18 protein-coding genes are annotated in these 15164 nt (G+C 62.5%); 11 read left to right on the top strand and 7 right to left on the bottom strand.

Features of this window, described 5'->3' with window-relative positions; translation table 11 throughout:
• Positions 1-68: 68 nt before the first annotated feature.
• Together purK and purE are read right to left on the bottom strand one after the other, a co-directional pair.
• Positions 69-1148 carry a 5-(carboxyamino)imidazole ribonucleotide synthase gene (purK, locus tag KDW95_RS15870; protein ID WP_255852794.1) on the bottom strand — a complete coding sequence of 360 codons (1080 nt, stop codon included), beginning with the start codon at positions 1146-1148 and terminating at the stop codon, positions 69-71.
• Positions 1149-1637 carry a 5-(carboxyamino)imidazole ribonucleotide mutase gene (gene purE, locus KDW95_RS15865; protein WP_255852793.1) on the bottom strand — a complete coding sequence of 163 codons (489 nt, stop codon included), beginning with the start codon at positions 1635-1637 and terminating at the stop codon, positions 1149-1151.
• Positions 1638-1979: 342 nt separating this feature from the next.
• On the opposite strand from purE, the gene KDW95_RS15860 reads away from it, so the two are divergent.
• The 4 genes from KDW95_RS15860 to KDW95_RS15845 all read left to right on the top strand — a co-directional run bounded on the left by KDW95_RS15860 (position 1980) and on the right by KDW95_RS15845 (position 4193).
• Positions 1980-2321 carry a hypothetical protein gene (locus KDW95_RS15860; protein ID WP_255852792.1) on the top strand — a complete coding sequence of 114 codons (342 nt, stop codon included), beginning with the start codon at positions 1980-1982 and terminating at the stop codon, positions 2319-2321.
• 210 nt (positions 2322-2531) lie between these two features.
• Positions 2532-2984, top strand: a complete 453-nt coding sequence (locus tag KDW95_RS15855) for a DUF411 domain-containing protein (RefSeq protein ID WP_255852791.1) — start codon at positions 2532-2534, stop codon at positions 2982-2984.
• 120 nt (positions 2985-3104) lie between these two features.
• Positions 3105-3584 (top strand): c-type cytochrome, encoded by a 480-nt coding sequence (locus KDW95_RS15850; RefSeq protein ID WP_255852790.1) that lies wholly within the window; start codon positions 3105-3107, stop codon positions 3582-3584.
• A 114-nt stretch (positions 3585-3698) separates the two neighbouring features.
• A complete protein-coding gene (locus KDW95_RS15845; protein WP_255852789.1) occupies positions 3699-4193 on the top strand; it encodes a hypothetical protein in 495 nt (164 codons plus the stop codon).
• Positions 4194-4224: 31 nt separating this feature from the next.
• On the opposite strand, the gene KDW95_RS15840 is transcribed toward KDW95_RS15845, so the two are convergent.
• Entirely contained in the window at positions 4225-4842 is a 618-nt protein-coding gene (locus KDW95_RS15840) for a cation transporter (RefSeq protein WP_255852788.1), read from the bottom strand.
• 73 nt (positions 4843-4915) lie between these two features.
• Between KDW95_RS15840 and KDW95_RS15835 the strand changes: the two genes are divergently transcribed.
• On the top strand, positions 4916-5320 hold the full coding sequence (locus tag KDW95_RS15835) for a MerR family DNA-binding protein (RefSeq protein WP_255852787.1): 405 nt from the start codon (positions 4916-4918) through the stop codon (positions 5318-5320).
• Between the two features lie 48 nt (positions 5321-5368).
• On the opposite strand, the gene KDW95_RS15830 is transcribed toward KDW95_RS15835, so the two are convergent.
• Positions 5369-6226: an SDR family oxidoreductase gene (locus KDW95_RS15830; protein WP_255852786.1), complete on the bottom strand. Its 858-nt coding sequence runs from the start codon at positions 6224-6226 to the stop codon at positions 5369-5371.
• A 51-nt stretch (positions 6227-6277) separates the two neighbouring features.
• Between KDW95_RS15830 and KDW95_RS15825 the strand changes: the two genes are divergently transcribed.
• From KDW95_RS15825 to KDW95_RS15810, 4 genes are all read left to right on the top strand, one after another.
• The gene (locus tag KDW95_RS15825) at positions 6278-7192 is read left to right on the top strand and encodes a hydrogen peroxide-inducible genes activator (protein WP_255852785.1); all 915 of its coding nucleotides are present in this window, start codon (positions 6278-6280) and stop codon (positions 7190-7192) included.
• Positions 7189-9267 carry an ATP-dependent DNA helicase RecG gene (recG, locus tag KDW95_RS15820; RefSeq protein WP_255852784.1) on the top strand — a complete coding sequence of 693 codons (2079 nt, stop codon included), beginning with the start codon at positions 7189-7191 and terminating at the stop codon, positions 9265-9267. The genes KDW95_RS15825 and recG overlap by 4 nt, the downstream gene beginning before the upstream one ends.
• A 69-nt stretch (positions 9268-9336) precedes the next feature.
• Positions 9337-10314 carry a succinylglutamate desuccinylase/aspartoacylase domain-containing protein gene (locus tag KDW95_RS15815; protein WP_255852783.1) on the top strand — a complete coding sequence of 326 codons (978 nt, stop codon included), beginning with the start codon at positions 9337-9339 and terminating at the stop codon, positions 10312-10314.
• Positions 10315-10408: 94 nt separating this feature from the next.
• Positions 10409-10930 carry a DUF501 domain-containing protein gene (locus tag KDW95_RS15810; protein ID WP_255852782.1) on the top strand — a complete coding sequence of 174 codons (522 nt, stop codon included), beginning with the start codon at positions 10409-10411 and terminating at the stop codon, positions 10928-10930.
• 105 nt (positions 10931-11035) lie between these two features.
• On the opposite strand, the gene KDW95_RS15805 is transcribed toward KDW95_RS15810, so the two are convergent.
• Positions 11036-11284, bottom strand: a complete 249-nt coding sequence (locus KDW95_RS15805; RefSeq protein WP_067288995.1) for a YfhL family 4Fe-4S dicluster ferredoxin — start codon at positions 11282-11284, stop codon at positions 11036-11038.
• 37 nt (positions 11285-11321) lie between these two features.
• Positions 11322-11801 carry a pantetheine-phosphate adenylyltransferase gene (gene coaD / locus KDW95_RS15800; RefSeq protein WP_255852781.1) on the bottom strand — a complete coding sequence of 160 codons (480 nt, stop codon included), beginning with the start codon at positions 11799-11801 and terminating at the stop codon, positions 11322-11324.
• 163 nt (positions 11802-11964) lie between these two features.
• On the opposite strand from coaD, the gene KDW95_RS15795 reads away from it, so the two are divergent.
• Positions 11965-13215, top strand: coding sequence for a M48 family metallopeptidase (locus tag KDW95_RS15795; protein WP_255852780.1), 1251 nt, complete (start codon positions 11965-11967; stop codon positions 13213-13215).
• A gap of 153 nt (positions 13216-13368) precedes the next feature.
• Complete coding sequence (locus KDW95_RS15790) at positions 13369-13980, top strand: TetR family transcriptional regulator (RefSeq protein ID WP_255852779.1); 612 nt, start codon at positions 13369-13371, stop codon at positions 13978-13980.
• 48 nt (positions 13981-14028) lie between these two features.
• On the opposite strand, the gene rsmD is transcribed toward KDW95_RS15790, so the two are convergent.
• Positions 14029-14661: a 16S rRNA (guanine(966)-N(2))-methyltransferase RsmD gene (gene rsmD / locus KDW95_RS15785; protein WP_255852778.1), complete on the bottom strand. Its 633-nt coding sequence runs from the start codon at positions 14659-14661 to the stop codon at positions 14029-14031.
• Positions 14662-15164: the final 503 nt, after the last annotated feature.

Genomic DNA, 15164 nt, shown 5'->3' with positions numbered 1-15164 from the left:
CGCAGCGGGCAATAAAAAACCGGTGCAGGCTCGGGCCTGCACCGGTTTTTTTACGGCTAACGCCAGGATCAGGCGCGGCTGTCGGCCTGGATTTCCTGCAGCGCCCAGAGCAGCGGGCTGCGGTCGTCCTCGGGCAGCAGTGTGGCCAGCTGGTTGATGCTGGTCTGCAGGTCGTCGACCGAGGCCCGGTGCAGGTTGACGTGGCCGACCTTGCGGCCCGGGCGAATTTCCTTCTCGTACCAGTGCACGTCGCAGCCCGGCACCGACAGCCAGTCGGTGGACCAGTCGCGCCCCAGCAGATTCCACATCACGCTAAGGCCATCAACGGCGGGGGTGAACAGCGGCAGATCGGCCACGGCGCGCAGGTGCAGCTGGAACTGGCTGGGGTTGGCACCGGCCTGGGTCCAGTGGCCGCTATTGTGCACCCGAGGTGCCAGTTCGTTCACCAGCAGGGTACCGTCGACGACGAAGCATTCCATGGCCATGACACCGACATAGTCGAGTTCTACCATGATGCGGGTCAGCCATTCTTCTGCAGTCGCCTGCAGCGACTGCAGGCGCTTGAGCCCGCCGACGCTGGCGTGCAGGATGCCCTGCTGATGCAGGTTGAGGGTCAGCGGGTAGAAGACGCATTTACCGTCGTGCCCGCGGGCACCCACCAGCGACACCTCTTCGTCGAACGGAATCATTTTTTCGGCGATGCACTCGCCCAGCCATTCGTCCAGCGCCGGTTCGCCCTGCTGCCAGCGCCACTGGCCACGTCCATCGTAACCGCCTTGGCGGCGCTTGATCACCAGCTTGTCGCCCACCAGGGCCAGGTGTTCGGTGGTATGGTCCGGCGTGACGTTGCACCAGGGGGCAGTACCGACCTTGAGATGGTCCAGCAGGCTCTTCTCGCTCAGCCGATCACGGATGACCTGGGTGGCGCGAGCATTGACGAAGCCAGGATGTGCCGTCAACTGGCGAGTGCGCGCTGTATCGGGCCAGAGCTCCTGTTCAACGGTAATCACATCGTCGGGCTTGAGCTCAATCGGCGCATCGAGGTTCGGATCACAGGGCAGTACTTCGATACCCATGGGGGCACCTGCCTGCCTGAGCATGCGACCCAGCTGGCCGTTTCCGATAATGGCGATACGTGGCAGCATCATTCAGCTCCTGGGGTCCGGGTTGTCCAGCACCGTCTGGGACTGGGCCTTGCGCCACTGCTGCAGGCGCTCGCGCAGCGCAGGATCATGCAGCGCCAGCATCTGGATGGCCATGAGGCCGGCATTGAAGGCACCGGCACCGCCGATCGCCAGGGTGCCGACGGTCACGCCACGGGGCATCTGCACGATGGAGTAGAGGCTGTCCATGCCGCTCAGGGCCTTGCTCTGCACCGGTACGCCCAGCACCGGTACCAGCGTCTTGCTGCTGATCATGCCCGGCAGGTGGGCGGCACCGCCGGCACCGGCGATAATCACTTCATAACCGCGCTCGGCGGCGGTTTCGGCGAAGCTGAACATCTTGTCCGGTGTGCGGTGGGCGGAAACCACCTCGGCATGGTAGGACACACCGAGGGTATCCAGAATGTCGGCAGCCTCTTTCATGGTGGGCCAGTCGGAACGCGAACCCATCACAATGGCGACTTTTACACTCATCTCATTGTCCTGTAAGCAAAATCGAAACGGAATGTTGGCAAGGCGTGATACCCCGCAACCCTGTGCAGGTTGCCCGAAAACGCGTCGGACGAACGGGAAAGCGATACCAAAAGGCTCACCGGTACCACGCGCACCGGGTTCCATTGCAGTACAGACAGAACGCGGCGGCGGAAAAACCCGATAGAATAAGGCGATACCCTTCCCAAGGCAATGTTTTGTCGTGTTTTAACGACTTTTACCGCCAGTTCAGCTCCTGATCCCCTGCGATGTACGAGCGCGTTCCAAACCGCTGTCGGGCCCTGTCTTGCCGGGCTACAGACCCCATGCTTTAATGCAGCCATTATGAAAACCCTCTCTATACAGCGCCTTCTGGCGGTCTGCGCCGTGCTATGCCTGATCCTGAGCCTGTCTTTGCAGAGCTCGGCGCGTACACAGATGGATGCCCACATGCTCTCCGTGAGCACCAGCACCATGGTGGACATGGACACCTGCGGCGGCTGTGACGATAGCGACAGGCAGCGAGTCGACTGTGCCGGTAGCACCTGCTTTGGTGTGCCCGCCACGCTCGACAGCACAACAACGACCCTGCATCTGCCCCGTGCCCTGCTGCGGGCGCCTCTGCCCTGCTTCCATGCCTCTTTGGTGCCTGCTCCCGAACCGCAGCCTCCGCGGCTGCCTGCCTGAGGTGTTGCGGGCTGCCTGTTTGCGCAGCCCCTGACGCTGCTGCAGCTGTCGCCCCTGGGGACCTGAGCCCCCAAGTTCGCCGCTGGGCAGACTGACGAGTTACCCCCTTGCCAACCCCCCCGGCCAGTGCCGGTCGGCATCCATGAGCGCAAAGGCCATGCATGCTGTCGACATGGTCCGGGGTGACCCAATGCGACCGAGGAAGATCCCATGAATTTTTTTAATCCAGTCAAACTGCTGAGCCCGCTCCTGCTGGTGATGGGGCTGCTGTTACCTGGCGCCGCCACTGCTGGTGAACCTGTCAAGGGTACGATGTACAAGAACCCCCAGTGTGGTTGCTGCCAGGGCCATGCGGATTACCTGGCGGAGCAGGGCTTTGAAATCGACGTGATACCGACCGATGATCTGACCCTCTTCAAACAGCAGCATGGCGTGCCCAGGCAACTTGAGGGCTGCCATACGCTGCTGATCGATGGCTATGTGATTGAGGGGCACGTGCCGGCCAACTCCATTCGCCGCCTGCTGCAGGAGCGGCCGCAGATTCGTGGCATTGCCGTGCCTGGCATGCCTGCGGGTTCCCCGGGGATGGGGGGGCAGAAAACAGCGCCCCTGGCAATCTATGAGCTCGCCGACGGCATGCCTCGGGTCTTTGCTGTTGAATAGGCCTGTGCAAGTGTGACCCCATGCCCGCAGCCGATACGACCGGTTGCGGGCTCACCGATATCGAGGTCAAGGCATGAAAAATATCAGACAGATTCTGCGCTGGCACGCCCGGGAGACTCCATGGCGACACTGAGTTCAGGCCCATCCCGTTTTATGCCGCGGCTACTTGGCATGCTGGTGGTGCTGGCACTGGCTGGCGCCCTGCTGGTGCAGTGGCTGGTGCCTGGTGGCGGTGCCGATCCGGACAACGCCGCCCAGGTGGCCACCGGCAGGCAGCTTTACGGGCAATACTGTGTTGCCTGTCACCTGGGTCGGCTGCAGGGACAGCCCAACTGGGAGAAGCGACTGCCCAGCGGGCGCATGCCGGCGCCGCCCCATGATGAAAGCGGTCATACCTGGCACCATCCGGATCAGGTGCTGTTCGGCATTATTCGCGATGGCATGGTACCGCCCCATGCGCCGGCCGGATACCAGAGCGACATGCCGGCTTTTGGCGAGCAGCTCAAGGACGAGCAGATATGGGCCTTGCTGGCCTTTATCAAGAGTCACTGGTCGCCGAAAATTCAGGCCTGGCAGGAAGACAAAACCCGGCAGTACTGAGTGGCGCAAGGCCGATTCCAGGGGTGATGATTGACCGTACAGGGCGTTTATCCCGAGGTCGGTTTGATCGTATCGGCACATTTTCATGGCGATCAGTTTTCAGAGGGGGTACAGATGAGCGCAGCAGCACGTAACAGGGGCGCAGTGACAAAAAAGTATGCGCTGGTGATGTTGTCGGCGCTGGTGCTGGGGGCGGTGCTGCTGTTCCCCGGATTCTACCAGTCGGCTCGCCAGGCCAGTGAGGTACGGCTCCCTGGCGAGGTGTTGCGTGCCCCTGCCTGTGACCTGGCCCAGGCACCCTGTGTGGCCAGCCATGCAGGGCTGAGCGTTACGCTGTCGGTGGACAGCGCCAAGTTTCGCTCCTACGAACCGCTGACGTTCAGTGTCAAGGTGAGTGGCATGGAAGCAGAGTCGGCGCGCATCGAATTCGAGGGCGTAGAGATGTTCATGGGCGTAAACGAGTTGCCCTTGCTACCTGCCAGTGGCGGCGGTTTCAGTGGCAGTACGAGCCTGCCGGGCCATGCCTACCCCATGACCTGGCGCGCCCGGGTACAGCTGATGCAGGCCGATAGCCTCGTTGAAAGTGAATTCCTGTTTGACCTGAAGTAGCCCGCGCCATGTCTGATCGTGCAGGATACATTCAGGCGCGAGCGAGTTCCTGCCGCGCGCCGCGTGTGATCTGCCAGGCGCTGCTCAGCGCCAGTGTCGCCATCAGGATGCCCACGGCAAGATCCGGCCAGGCAGTCTGGGTGCCGAACACCCCCAGCGCCGCCAGCAGTACCGCCACATTGCCGATGGCATCGTTGCGGGTGCAAAGCCAGACGCTGCGCATATTGCTGTCGCCTTCCCGGTAGGCCCACAGCAGCCAGGCTACCCCCAGGTTGGTGACCAGGGCCAGGGTGCCGACAAGCCCCATGGTGGGGGCATGGGGCAGGGTGCCCTGGTAGAGGTGCCAGAGGGCGGTGCCCAGTATCCAGATGCCGAACGCCGCCATGCTGAAGGCCTTGAGAAGCGAGGCCTTGGCGCGCACGGCCAGCCCCAGCCCCAGTACCCAGAGGCTGATGCCGTAGTTGGCGGCGTCACCGAGGAAATCCAGCGCATCGGCCAGCAGTGAAACCGACCCTGCCCACACGCCCGCCAGGATCTCCACGCCAAACATGGCGAAATTCAGCAGCAATGCAATCCAGAGCACCCGGCGGTAGGCGGCACTGTTGAGTGCTGCAGCCCCTTCCCGTGGTTCGCAACAATGTGTTCCCATGACGTCATCCCTAAGGTTACTCATTCAACTATAGCGGTTATGCTAAACCCTGTAGCAGCTACGGGGTCAAGTCATGGCACAGGGGTATTCCATCGGCAAACTGAGCGCGGTTTCGGGGGTGAACCTGGAAACCGTGCGCTATTACGAGCGCATTGGTCTGTTGCCGGCGCCGCAGCGCGCGGCCAATGGCTACCGCTGTTACACCGATGCCGCGGCACGGCGACTGCGCTTTATCCGCCGTGGCCGCGAACTGGGTTTTGGCATCGAGGCGATCCGTACCCTGTTGCAGCTGGCGGATCATCCGGAGCTGCCGTGCGGGGAGGCCGACCAGTTGACCCTTGTCCATCTGCGGGATGTGGAGGCCAGGATCGCCGATCTTGAAGCCATGCGACAGGAACTGATTCGGCTGTCGGGCTGTGACAGCGACCGTGCCGAGCACTGTCGCCTGATCGAGGCGCTGGACAGAGACGGGGGGTGAGGCTGCCTGCCTTGCGCCAGCGGCCTCGCCAACGCTTTCAACAGCTCCTCAGGTTGGCGGATGGTCCTGCTGTTGCTGCAGTATTGCACTGTAGCCGGCGCGAAAATCCGGATAAATAAAGTTATAGCCGGTGCTGCGTAGCAGGCTATTGCTGCAGCGTTTGCTGCCGCCCCGGCGCAACGCTTTGGTAGTGTGAATCGTCACCCCCAGAGCTGTTGCGAGCCACTGGCTGACGTCATGCAGGGTGGCGGGCGTATCGTCACTGGCCAGGTAGACCGGGGCCAGAGGCCTGCCCTGCAGGTGCAGGCCGATCAGGTGTTGCAGCACACCGGCGCAGTCATCCCGATGAATGCGGTTGCTGTAGTAGGCGGGCTCGGCGGGGGCGCCGAGCCCGCTGCGCACCTGGTTAATCAGGTGATTGCGGCCCGGGCCATAGATGCCGCTAAAGCGCACCACCGTGGCGTCGATGCCGCTGCCCAGCGCCAGGGCTTCGGCCTGCAGCATGATCTGACCGCTGAAACGGCCAGGTTCGGTGGGGCTCTGCTCATCCACCCAGCCGCCGTCTGCCTGGTGATAGACACCGCTGCTGGAGGTAAACAGCAGCAGGCGCGGGGGGCATGGCAGGGCCGCCAGTACGTTGCGCAGCCCCTGGACATAGGCGCTGCGATAACCGGCCTCGTCGTGCTGGCTCGCCGCCGCGCTGTACACCAGGATATCGCAGGCCGGCAGCTGGCCCTGCAGGCTGGCAGGTACGGCCAGATCCCCGGCGATTCCTTGGAGGCCGGCTGGCAGCTGGTTTATAGTACGGCGCAGGCCGAAGACATTGTGGCCCTGGGCCTGCAGTGCCAGCCCCAGGGTGCTGCCAACGTCGCCGCAACCTGCGATCAGAATTTGCTGCTTGTGCATGGGCCTGTCTCCCTGTTGTGCCGGCCGCCATCATAGCAAAGGAATCTTTGGATGACGCTCACAGAGCTGCGCTATATCGTTACCCTCGCCCGGGAACAGCACTTTGGCCATGCGGCGGAACGCTGTTTTGTGAGCCAGCCGACGCTGTCCATCGCCGTCAAGAAGCTGGAAGACGAGCTGGGTATCACCCTGTTTGAGCGCAGCAAGAACTCGGTGCGGGTTACGCCCACGGGCGAGCGCATCGTGCAGCAGGCCCAGAAGGTGCTGGAGCAGGCCGATACCATCAAGGACCTGGCCCAGCAGGGCAAGGACCAGCTGTGCAGCCCGCTGCGGGTGGGCGCGATCTATACCATCGGGCCTTACCTGTTTCCGCACCTGGTGCCCGAAGTGCAGCGACTGGCACCGCAGATGCCGCTCTATATCGAAGAAAATTTCACCGAAACGCTGCGCGGCAAGATTCGCAATGGCGACCTCGATGCTATTATTGTCGCGCTGCCGTTCAACGAGCCCGATGTACTGACCCGCGCCCTCTACGATGAACCTTTCATGATGTTGCTGCCGCGCAAGCATCCCTGGGCAAGCCAGGAGGCCATCGACAGCCAGCGGCTGGATGAGACCGAGCTGCTGATGTTGGGGGAAGGCCACTGTTTCCGCGATCATGTGCTGGAGGCCTGCCCGACCCTGTCCCAGGCCATGCACCAGCGGCACCAGCTCACCGAAGGCAGCTCACTGGAAACCATCCGCATGATGGTCGCTTCGGGTCTTGGCACCAGCGTGCTGCCGCAGTCCGCCGTACAGGGGCATTACCAGTCCGACCTGGTGGTGGTGCGGCCCTTCCAGATGCCCCAGCCCATGCGTACCGTGGCGATCGCCTGGCGCGCCAGCTTCCCCCGTCCCAAGGCCGTTGATGTACTGATTGAGGCGCTAAGTCGCTGTCAGCTGGCGCCGGCGGACGGCGCTGCATGACAGAACTGCTGTCCGACCTGCCGGTCACCCGCCTCAAGGGCGTTGGTGCGGCGCTGGAACTGAAACTGGAACGCCTGGGGCTGCATACCGTGCAGGACCTGCTGTTCCATCTGCCGCTGCGCTACCAGGACCGCACCCGCGTGGTGCCCATAGGCGCGTTGCGCCCGGGCGATGAATGCGTGGTAACCGGCGAGATCAAGGTGGCTGACCTGACGCAGGGCCGGCGTCGGGCCCTGCTGTGCCGCGTTCAGGATGGCACTGGCACCCTGAGCCTGCGTTTTTTTCATTTCAGCGCCGCACAGAAAAATCAGCTGCTGCCGGGTACGCGGCTGCGCTGTTTCGGTGAGGTGCGCCCGGGGCCCGGCGGTCTTGAAATGGTGCATCCCGAGTACAGCCGAATCGACGGCGATGGCCCGGTAACGGTGGATGCTGCCCTGACGCCGGTATACCCGGCGACGGAAGGCCTGCACCAGACCCGGCTGCGCAGTCTGGCGACATTGGCTTTGCAATGTCTGGAGTCGGGCGCCCTGCCCGACCTGCTGCCGGAAACATTGCGAAGGCAATGGAAGCTGCCGGGGCTGGATGAGTCCATTCGCTACCTGCATCAGCCACCGGTGGGTGCCAACCAGGACCTGCTGCTCGAAGGCCGTCATCCCAGCCAGCGCCGGCTGGCATTCGAAGAGCTGCTGGCCCATCACCTGACGCTGCTTAACCTGCGCCAGCAGGCCCAGCAACAGGGTGCGCCGGCGTTGCCCTACCGTGGCGCCCTGGTGAAACCCTTTCTCGCCGCGCTGCCGTTTCCACTGACCGGCGCGCAACAGCGGGTGTGCAACGATGTCGCCCGGGACATGGCCAAGACCTTTCCGATGCTGCGCCTGATTCAGGGTGATGTGGGTTCCGGAAAAACCCTGGTGGCGGCACTGGCGGCCCTGCAGGCGGTGGAAAACGGTGTACAGGCCGCGATCATGGCGCCCACCGAAATTCTGGCCGAGCAGCACTACAACAACTTTACCCAGTGGCTCGAACCCCTGGGGATCGAGGTCGCCTGGCTGGCGGGCAAGGTCAAGGGCAAGGCACGGCAGAAACAGCTGGCGGCCATCCAGGATGGCAGTGCCCGACTGGTGGTGGGCACGCACGCACTGTTTCAGGACGAGGTACAGTTTGCGGATCTGGGCCTGGTGGTGGTGGACGAGCAGCATCGCTTCGGGGTGCATCAGCGCCTGAGCCTGCGGGAAAAGGGCCGCAATGGTGAACGGGCGCCGCATCAGCTGATCATGACGGCCACGCCGATCCCGCGCACCCTGACCATGAGCGCCTACGCGGATCTGGACTGCTCCATCATCGACGAGCTGCCCCCCGGGCGCACACCGGTCAATACCGTGGTCATTGCCGACAGCCGCCGCCAGGAGGTGGTGCAGCGCGTCAGCCTGGCCTGCGCCGAGGGGCGCCAGGCCTACTGGGTCTGCACCCTGATCGACGAGTCCGAGGCGCTGCAGTGCCAGGCCGCGGAAGTCACCTGCCAGAGCCTGCGCGAGGTGCTGCCGGATCTGCGCATTGGCCTGGTACACGGGCGCATGAAAGCGCCGGAGAAGGCCGCTGTCATGGCGCAGTTCAAGGCCGCCGAACTGGACCTGCTGGTGGCCACCACGGTGATCGAGGTCGGTGTCGATGTGCCCAACGCCAGCCTGATGATCATCGAGAATCCCGAGCGCCTGGGGCTGGCCCAGCTGCACCAGCTGCGTGGCCGGGTCGGGCGCGGCAGCCAGGCCAGCTTTTGCGTGCTGATGTACCAGGCGCCGCTGTCCAGGCAGGGGCGCGAGCGGCTTGGCGTCATGCGCGAAACCACCGATGGCTTTCGCATCGCCGAAAAGGACCTGGAGCTGCGTGGCCCGGGCGAAGTGCTGGGTACACGCCAGACCGGTATGATGCAGTTTCGCATCGCCGACCTGAGCCGGGATGCCGACCTGCTGCCGGGGGTGCGCGAGGTGGCGCTGCAGATCCAGCAGGATGCCCGGCTTGGCAGTGCGGTAATCCGGCGTTGGCTCGGTCAGGGTGAGGAGTACGGTCACGTTTAGTGGCCGGGCGATCGGGGCCCTGGCGGCTGCCATGCTAAACTGAGCAGCAGAGTACAGCTGCGAGTCACTATGAACACATCACCCTTCCTGTCCGCTGCCGGGGCCAGGCTCGAGCAGCCCGCGCTGGATCTGTTGCCGCTGGATATCAGTGCCTATCGTCACGGCAATACCGGTGTCGATTACTGTCACCGCTTCGAATCCGGCCGCAGCGGCCCCGATGTGACCATCATCGGCCTGACCCACGGCAATGAATTCTGCGGTGCCCACGCCCTGTGCGAGTTGCTGGAGCAGGACACCCGGCCGCTGCGTGGCAGCCTGACACTGATATTCAATAATGTCGCGGCCTACCAGCGATTTGATCCGCAGCGCCCCTATGCCAGTCGCTGTGTCGATGAAGACGGCAACCGGGTCTGGCAGACGCCGCGCCTGAAACACCCCGACACCGAAGAAAGCCGCCGTGCCGCCCGCTTGCGGCCACTGCTGCTGGAGACCGATCTGGTGCTGGATCTGCATTCCACCAGCAATCCGGTGGCGCCGATGCTGATCTATCCTGAATTGCCCGACTGCAGCGCCCTGGTGGCGACACTGGGATTCCCCTTCCCGCAGCTGCTTTACAAGCTCGGTGACTATCACCCGGGCATGCTGATTTCCTATGCCATGCAGCACGGGCGCAAGGGGTGTCATGGGCTGGTGGCCGAGTGCGGTGGTCACTTTGCCCTCGAAAGCGCGCAACAGGCACATGCGATTACGCGGCGGGTGCTGTATCGTGCCGGCCTGCTGGAGCAGGATGCCCTGATACCGCCCTGGGGCTATGAGCCCGACCACAGCGCCGGGCACTATCGCATACGGAACGTTATCGAGGCGCGTACCGAACAGTTTCGTTTCAGCCAGCCCTACCGGGGTTTTGAACGCATTGCGCGGGGTGAGGTGTATGCCCAGGATGAGGGCCCGCTGCGGGCCCCGTTTGATAACTGCACGCTGATCATGCCCGCACGCATTCCACTGTGTGGCGCTGAAGCCGTGACCCTGGCCGAGTATCTGGGATGACCCGGGTACCTCACAGGTACCGCTGGAGCTGGTACGGGGTGGCCGCCAGCCACTGACTGCGTTTTTTGAAATTTGCACCTTACGAGTTTTTGGGATGACCACGACACTGCAACTGACACAAGTACAACTGGACATGATCAAGCGTCAGATCGGGCGGGAACCCCGTGGCCTGGTCGGTATAGCCCACCAGACGGCGGACGGTATTCCCACGGTACTGCAGATCCGCTCACTGGTGGACAACCGGCCCTTCCCGACCCTGTTCTGGCTGTGTTCGAAGGACCTGTACCGGGCCATCGCCGAAATCGAGACCTCGGGCTGGGTGAAGCAGATCGAACAGGAAATACAGCAGGACGCGGACCTGCGCGAAGCCTTCCGGCAAAACCATGTCAGCTATGTGGCACAGCGCTGGCAGCTGATGCACCCGCAGGATCGCGAACAGATCGAGCAACTGGGCTTTACCCACCTGTTCGAGCAGTATGGCATTGGCGGCATTTCGCAGTGGGACAAGGTGCGCTGCCTGCATATGCAGTACGCCCATCACCTGTGTGGCGACAATGTCATCGGCCAGCGCATGGATGCCGAGTTCGGGCTGCGGGACCTGAAAATATGCCTCTGATCGGGAGCCGCAAGCAGGCATAAAAAATCCGGAAGCCAGTACTGGCTTCCGGATTTTTTGTGTGCCGAGCCGGTGAGTATCGCCGGCTGCGTCGCGTCCCGGGGCTTACTGGCCGGTCAGGACGCTGTACTTGATCATCAGCTGATCCTGCGTTTCCACATGATCCGGGTCCTTGGGAATGCAGTCGACCGGGCAGACTTCAACGCACTGGGGCGTGTCGTAGTGACCGACACACTCGGTGCACTTGCCCGGGTCGATTTCATAAATTTCATCACCCGGAGTGATCGCCTCGTTCGGGCATTCTGGCTCGCATACATCACAGTTGATGCATTCGTCGGTGATCATCAATGCCATGGTCGGCTACCTCACTCACTGCGTAAAATAATAAACGTTATTGTCCCAGGCTTTCCTGCATGGCTATTGAGACAGCAGGATGCACAAATTTACTCACATCCCCGCCCAGACTCGCGATTTCCCGAATCAGGGTGGAGGAAATGTAGGAAAGATGCTCCGCCGGGGTCAGGAACATGCTTTCAGCCTGCGGTGCAAGCTTGCGATTCATGTTGGCCAGCTGGAATTCGTATTCGAAATCCGATACAGCCCGCAGTCCTCGCAGAATGATATTGGCGCTCTGCTGCTCCACCAGATCAGCCAGCAGACAGTTGAAACCAATGACTTCAACATTGGGCAGGTGCCGAAGCACTTCCCTTGCCAGCTCGACCCGCTGCTCCAGCGGCAGCATGGGGGCCTTTTTCGGGCTCGCCGCCACGGAGACAACGACCCGGTCAAAGATGCGCGCGGCACGTTGTACGAGGTCGGTATGACCATTGGTAATCGGATCAAAGGTGCCGGGATAGACAGCCGTATTCATAAAGCTCTCGCTGACGGTTATGCTGCTGCCGGGAGTATATCGCGAAAGCGGCATGTTAGCCGAATTGGCAGGAGCGTACAAATACATTAATGGAATGTGTTTATGTGTCTGAGTTATTAAAAAATATTTTTATATTCTATGCGGGTATATTGAAGAGGTTCAGATGAAACGCAAAATAATGCTGGCTGGGGTCCGGTTGATACTTCCGGTATCGCTGCTGCTGATGTCGGGCTGCATGTCCCTGCAGGCGGTCGACGCGGGTATTTACAATGTGGTGGGTGCCGTCAGTGAGGAGGACCGGGTCACCGGCGAGCGCAGCCTGTCACTCGCCGGGCGCAGTGGACAGATTCGCCAGGGCAACGCCGCCGTCGAACAGTTGCTGCGCGGCGAGGCAAAGATCAATGCACAGCTGGATGCGGTGCAGTTTGCCCGCCTCACCCGCCTGTTTGACCGGGTACAGCGCGTCAGTCACCTAAAAGCCGAACGCTGGCAGGCGGTGCTGATCGACCGGCCCGATTTCAATGCTTTCACCACCGGTGGCACCTATATAGTGGTGCACCTGGGACTGATGCAGCAGTTGCAGGATGACGATGAAGTGGCGGCGGTGATCGCCCACGAGGTGGCGCACACGGTGGCCAACCATGCTTTCGAGACCCAGGGGTTCCAGACGCTGGCGACCTTGACGGGCTCTAATTCCGCCGCCCGCAATGGCTATCAGGCGGCCTTTACCCACGAAAACGAGCGCGAAGCTGACCGTATCGCGGTGCTTTACAGTGCCCTGGCCGGTTTCGATCCGGCTGCTGCAAGCCGGATCTGGGCGCGGCAATACCGTGACGAGGGCAATGCCGGCGGCCTGTTCTTTCATACGCACCCGGTGAACCGGCTGCGGGCCGAAGAAACAGCGGCCACGGCGCGCCTGGTCGAGGGCTATTACCGCCAGGGGCAGGAAAACCCGGATGCGGCGGCTCTGCTGGAGAACAACGTGCTCTGGCAGAAACGCAGCAATACTATGGTTGCCGGTCAGGGCGGCGGCGTGGCTGCCCTGCTGGGCACGACCCTGGGAACCTATGTGCAGCATCAGGGCGTCAAGCAGGAGGAATCCCGCCAGGTGCAGCAACAGGCCGTACTCAGCGCGCTGATGCAGCAGATGCAGCCCCTTGGCGAGACGGTGATTGATCAGCACAGCTGGCAGGTGCGCTGGCGTTACACTGGCCCGAGCGCGCTGGATAATCTGGTCATGGGGGTACTGGTCAAGGATCAGGCCGGCACGGTGCAGCGTTTCATCGCGCAGGTGCCGGGTACGGTGCAGCCCGGGCAGGCATTTGATGCCCTGTTCCGGTCTTCGCAGCTGAGCGTCGGGAGTTTTGCGTCCATGCAGCTCAAGTACTACGTTGACGACGCCAGCCCCCGTTAAGTCCCCTCCGCGCTTACCGCGCACGGGCAGGACCTGGCTAGCCGGGCCCTGCCATTCTGGTGGCTGTCATTCTAATGTCATCGATCAGCGATACATTGGCCCGTGCATGTAAGGCCCGCGGCGGGTCTTCGCGTAGCAGGTCCAGGATGAGAGATGGCAAGGCGTAGTCCACAGGAAGCGGAACAGACCCGGCAGGCGCTGCTGATGGCGGCACTGGAGGTGTTCAGTGAGCGCGGTGCTGCCACGGCAACGCTTAAGGATGTGGCGAATCAGGCTGGTGTGACCCATGGCGCTCTGTACTGGCACTTCAAGAACCGGGATGCCCTGCTCGCAGCCCTGTTCGAGCGGGTTGCGCTGCCGTTTGATCGGCACTATCTGGAGCAGCTGCAGGCGTCACGGCAGCAGGCGCTCAGTGCGCTGGAGGCATACCTGCTGGGACTCTTGAAGGAAATAGCCGGTGATCCACAGTCACAGCGGGTTTACCGGCTGTTTTACGCCGGCAATGAAAGTTGTACCGGGGTGGCGGCATTGGCGGAGCAACGTCAGCATGCGCTGAACCAGGGCGTGGGCCATATCCAGTACTTTTTAAAGCAGGCCCGCAAGCAGCAGCTGATCGGGCTGAAGAAATCCCAGCTCGAGCCCATGGCCAAGTCCATCTGCTGTCTGCTGCTCGGCGTCGTACAGTCGCTGCTGCTGGCACCGCAGCTGTTCTCGTTGCGTGAACAGGGGCCGTTGCTGGTGCGCAGCTGCCTGCGGGGGCTTTAAAACAGCCTGTTAAACAGGCTGTTAGGCGAGCACTGATAGAGCCACGGTTTATCCCTGCGCGGCGCTGTCCCGAACATAGAGACTGTAGGTGACCTGGCCCGCGGTTTTGCTGCGCTTTTGCTGCCAGTTTGCCGGCACTGCGGGGGCGCCAAGCTCAGACTCGGATTCAATGTAAACCAGGGCCTGGTCGGCCAGCAGGCCGCGGGACTCCAGCAGTTCGCATGCCTGGGGCAGCAGGTCGCAGTGGAAAGGCGGGTCCAGAAAAACCAGGTCGTAACCGGGTTTGGCGTCCGCTTCCGCGACCTGGCGCTGTAGCCAGTCCATGGCCGCGGCGGTCTGGACCTCGGCATTATCCGCTTTGAGCAATTGCAGGTTGTCGCGCAGCTGGCGCACAGCCTGGGTCGCATTATCGATAAAGGTGACTGATCCGGCACCCCGTGACAGCGCCTCAAGCCCCAGGGCACCGCTGCCGGCAAACAGGTCCAGGCAGCGGGCCCCCGGTACCGAAGCCTGCACCCAGTTAAACAGCGTTTCGCGCACGCGGTTGGGTGTGGGCCTCAGCCCCGTCAGGGCGGGAAACTTGAGTTTTCGTCCGCGCCAGGTGCCGGCGATGATGCGCAGCTCGCCGCTGTCAGTTTGCGGCGCGCGCACGGACCGGTTTGTCTTGGTGGGTTTGGGCATGCGGCGGTTTCACTGTCCGTTGAGGGTGATAGGAATCTGGGTCTCGGGAGCGAGACAGTGCGGGATAGTGCGGGATTCTCGGGCCAATGTCACCCTCATGAACGCGCTACAGCTGCTCAATCCGACTGTCCGTTGAGGGTGATAGGAATCTGGGTTTCGGGGGCGAGACAGTGCGGGATAGCGCGCGATTCTCGGGCCAGTGTCATCCCCGGGGATGCGCTGTCGCTGCTCAATCCGACTGTCCGTTGAGGGTGACAAGAATCTGGGTTTCGGGGGCGAGACAGTGCGGGATAGCGCGCGATTCTCGGGCCAGTGTCATCCCCGGGGACGCGCTGCAGCGGCTCAATCCGACTGTCCGTTGAGGGTGATAGGAATCTGGGTTTCGGGGGAGAGACAGTGCGGGATAGCGCGCGATTCTCGGGCTAAAGTCATCCCCGAGACGCGCTGCAGCTGCTCAATCCGACTGTCCGTTGAGGGTGACAAGGATCTGGATTTCGGGGGAG

The sequence above is a fragment of the Marinobacterium rhizophilum genome, assembly GCF_024397915.1.
Classification (GTDB): Bacteria; Pseudomonadota; Gammaproteobacteria; order Pseudomonadales; family Balneatricaceae; genus Marinobacterium_A; species Marinobacterium_A rhizophilum_A.
The sequence above is the reverse complement of the archived record's forward strand: the minus strand, read 5'-3'. Positions and strand labels throughout refer to the sequence as shown.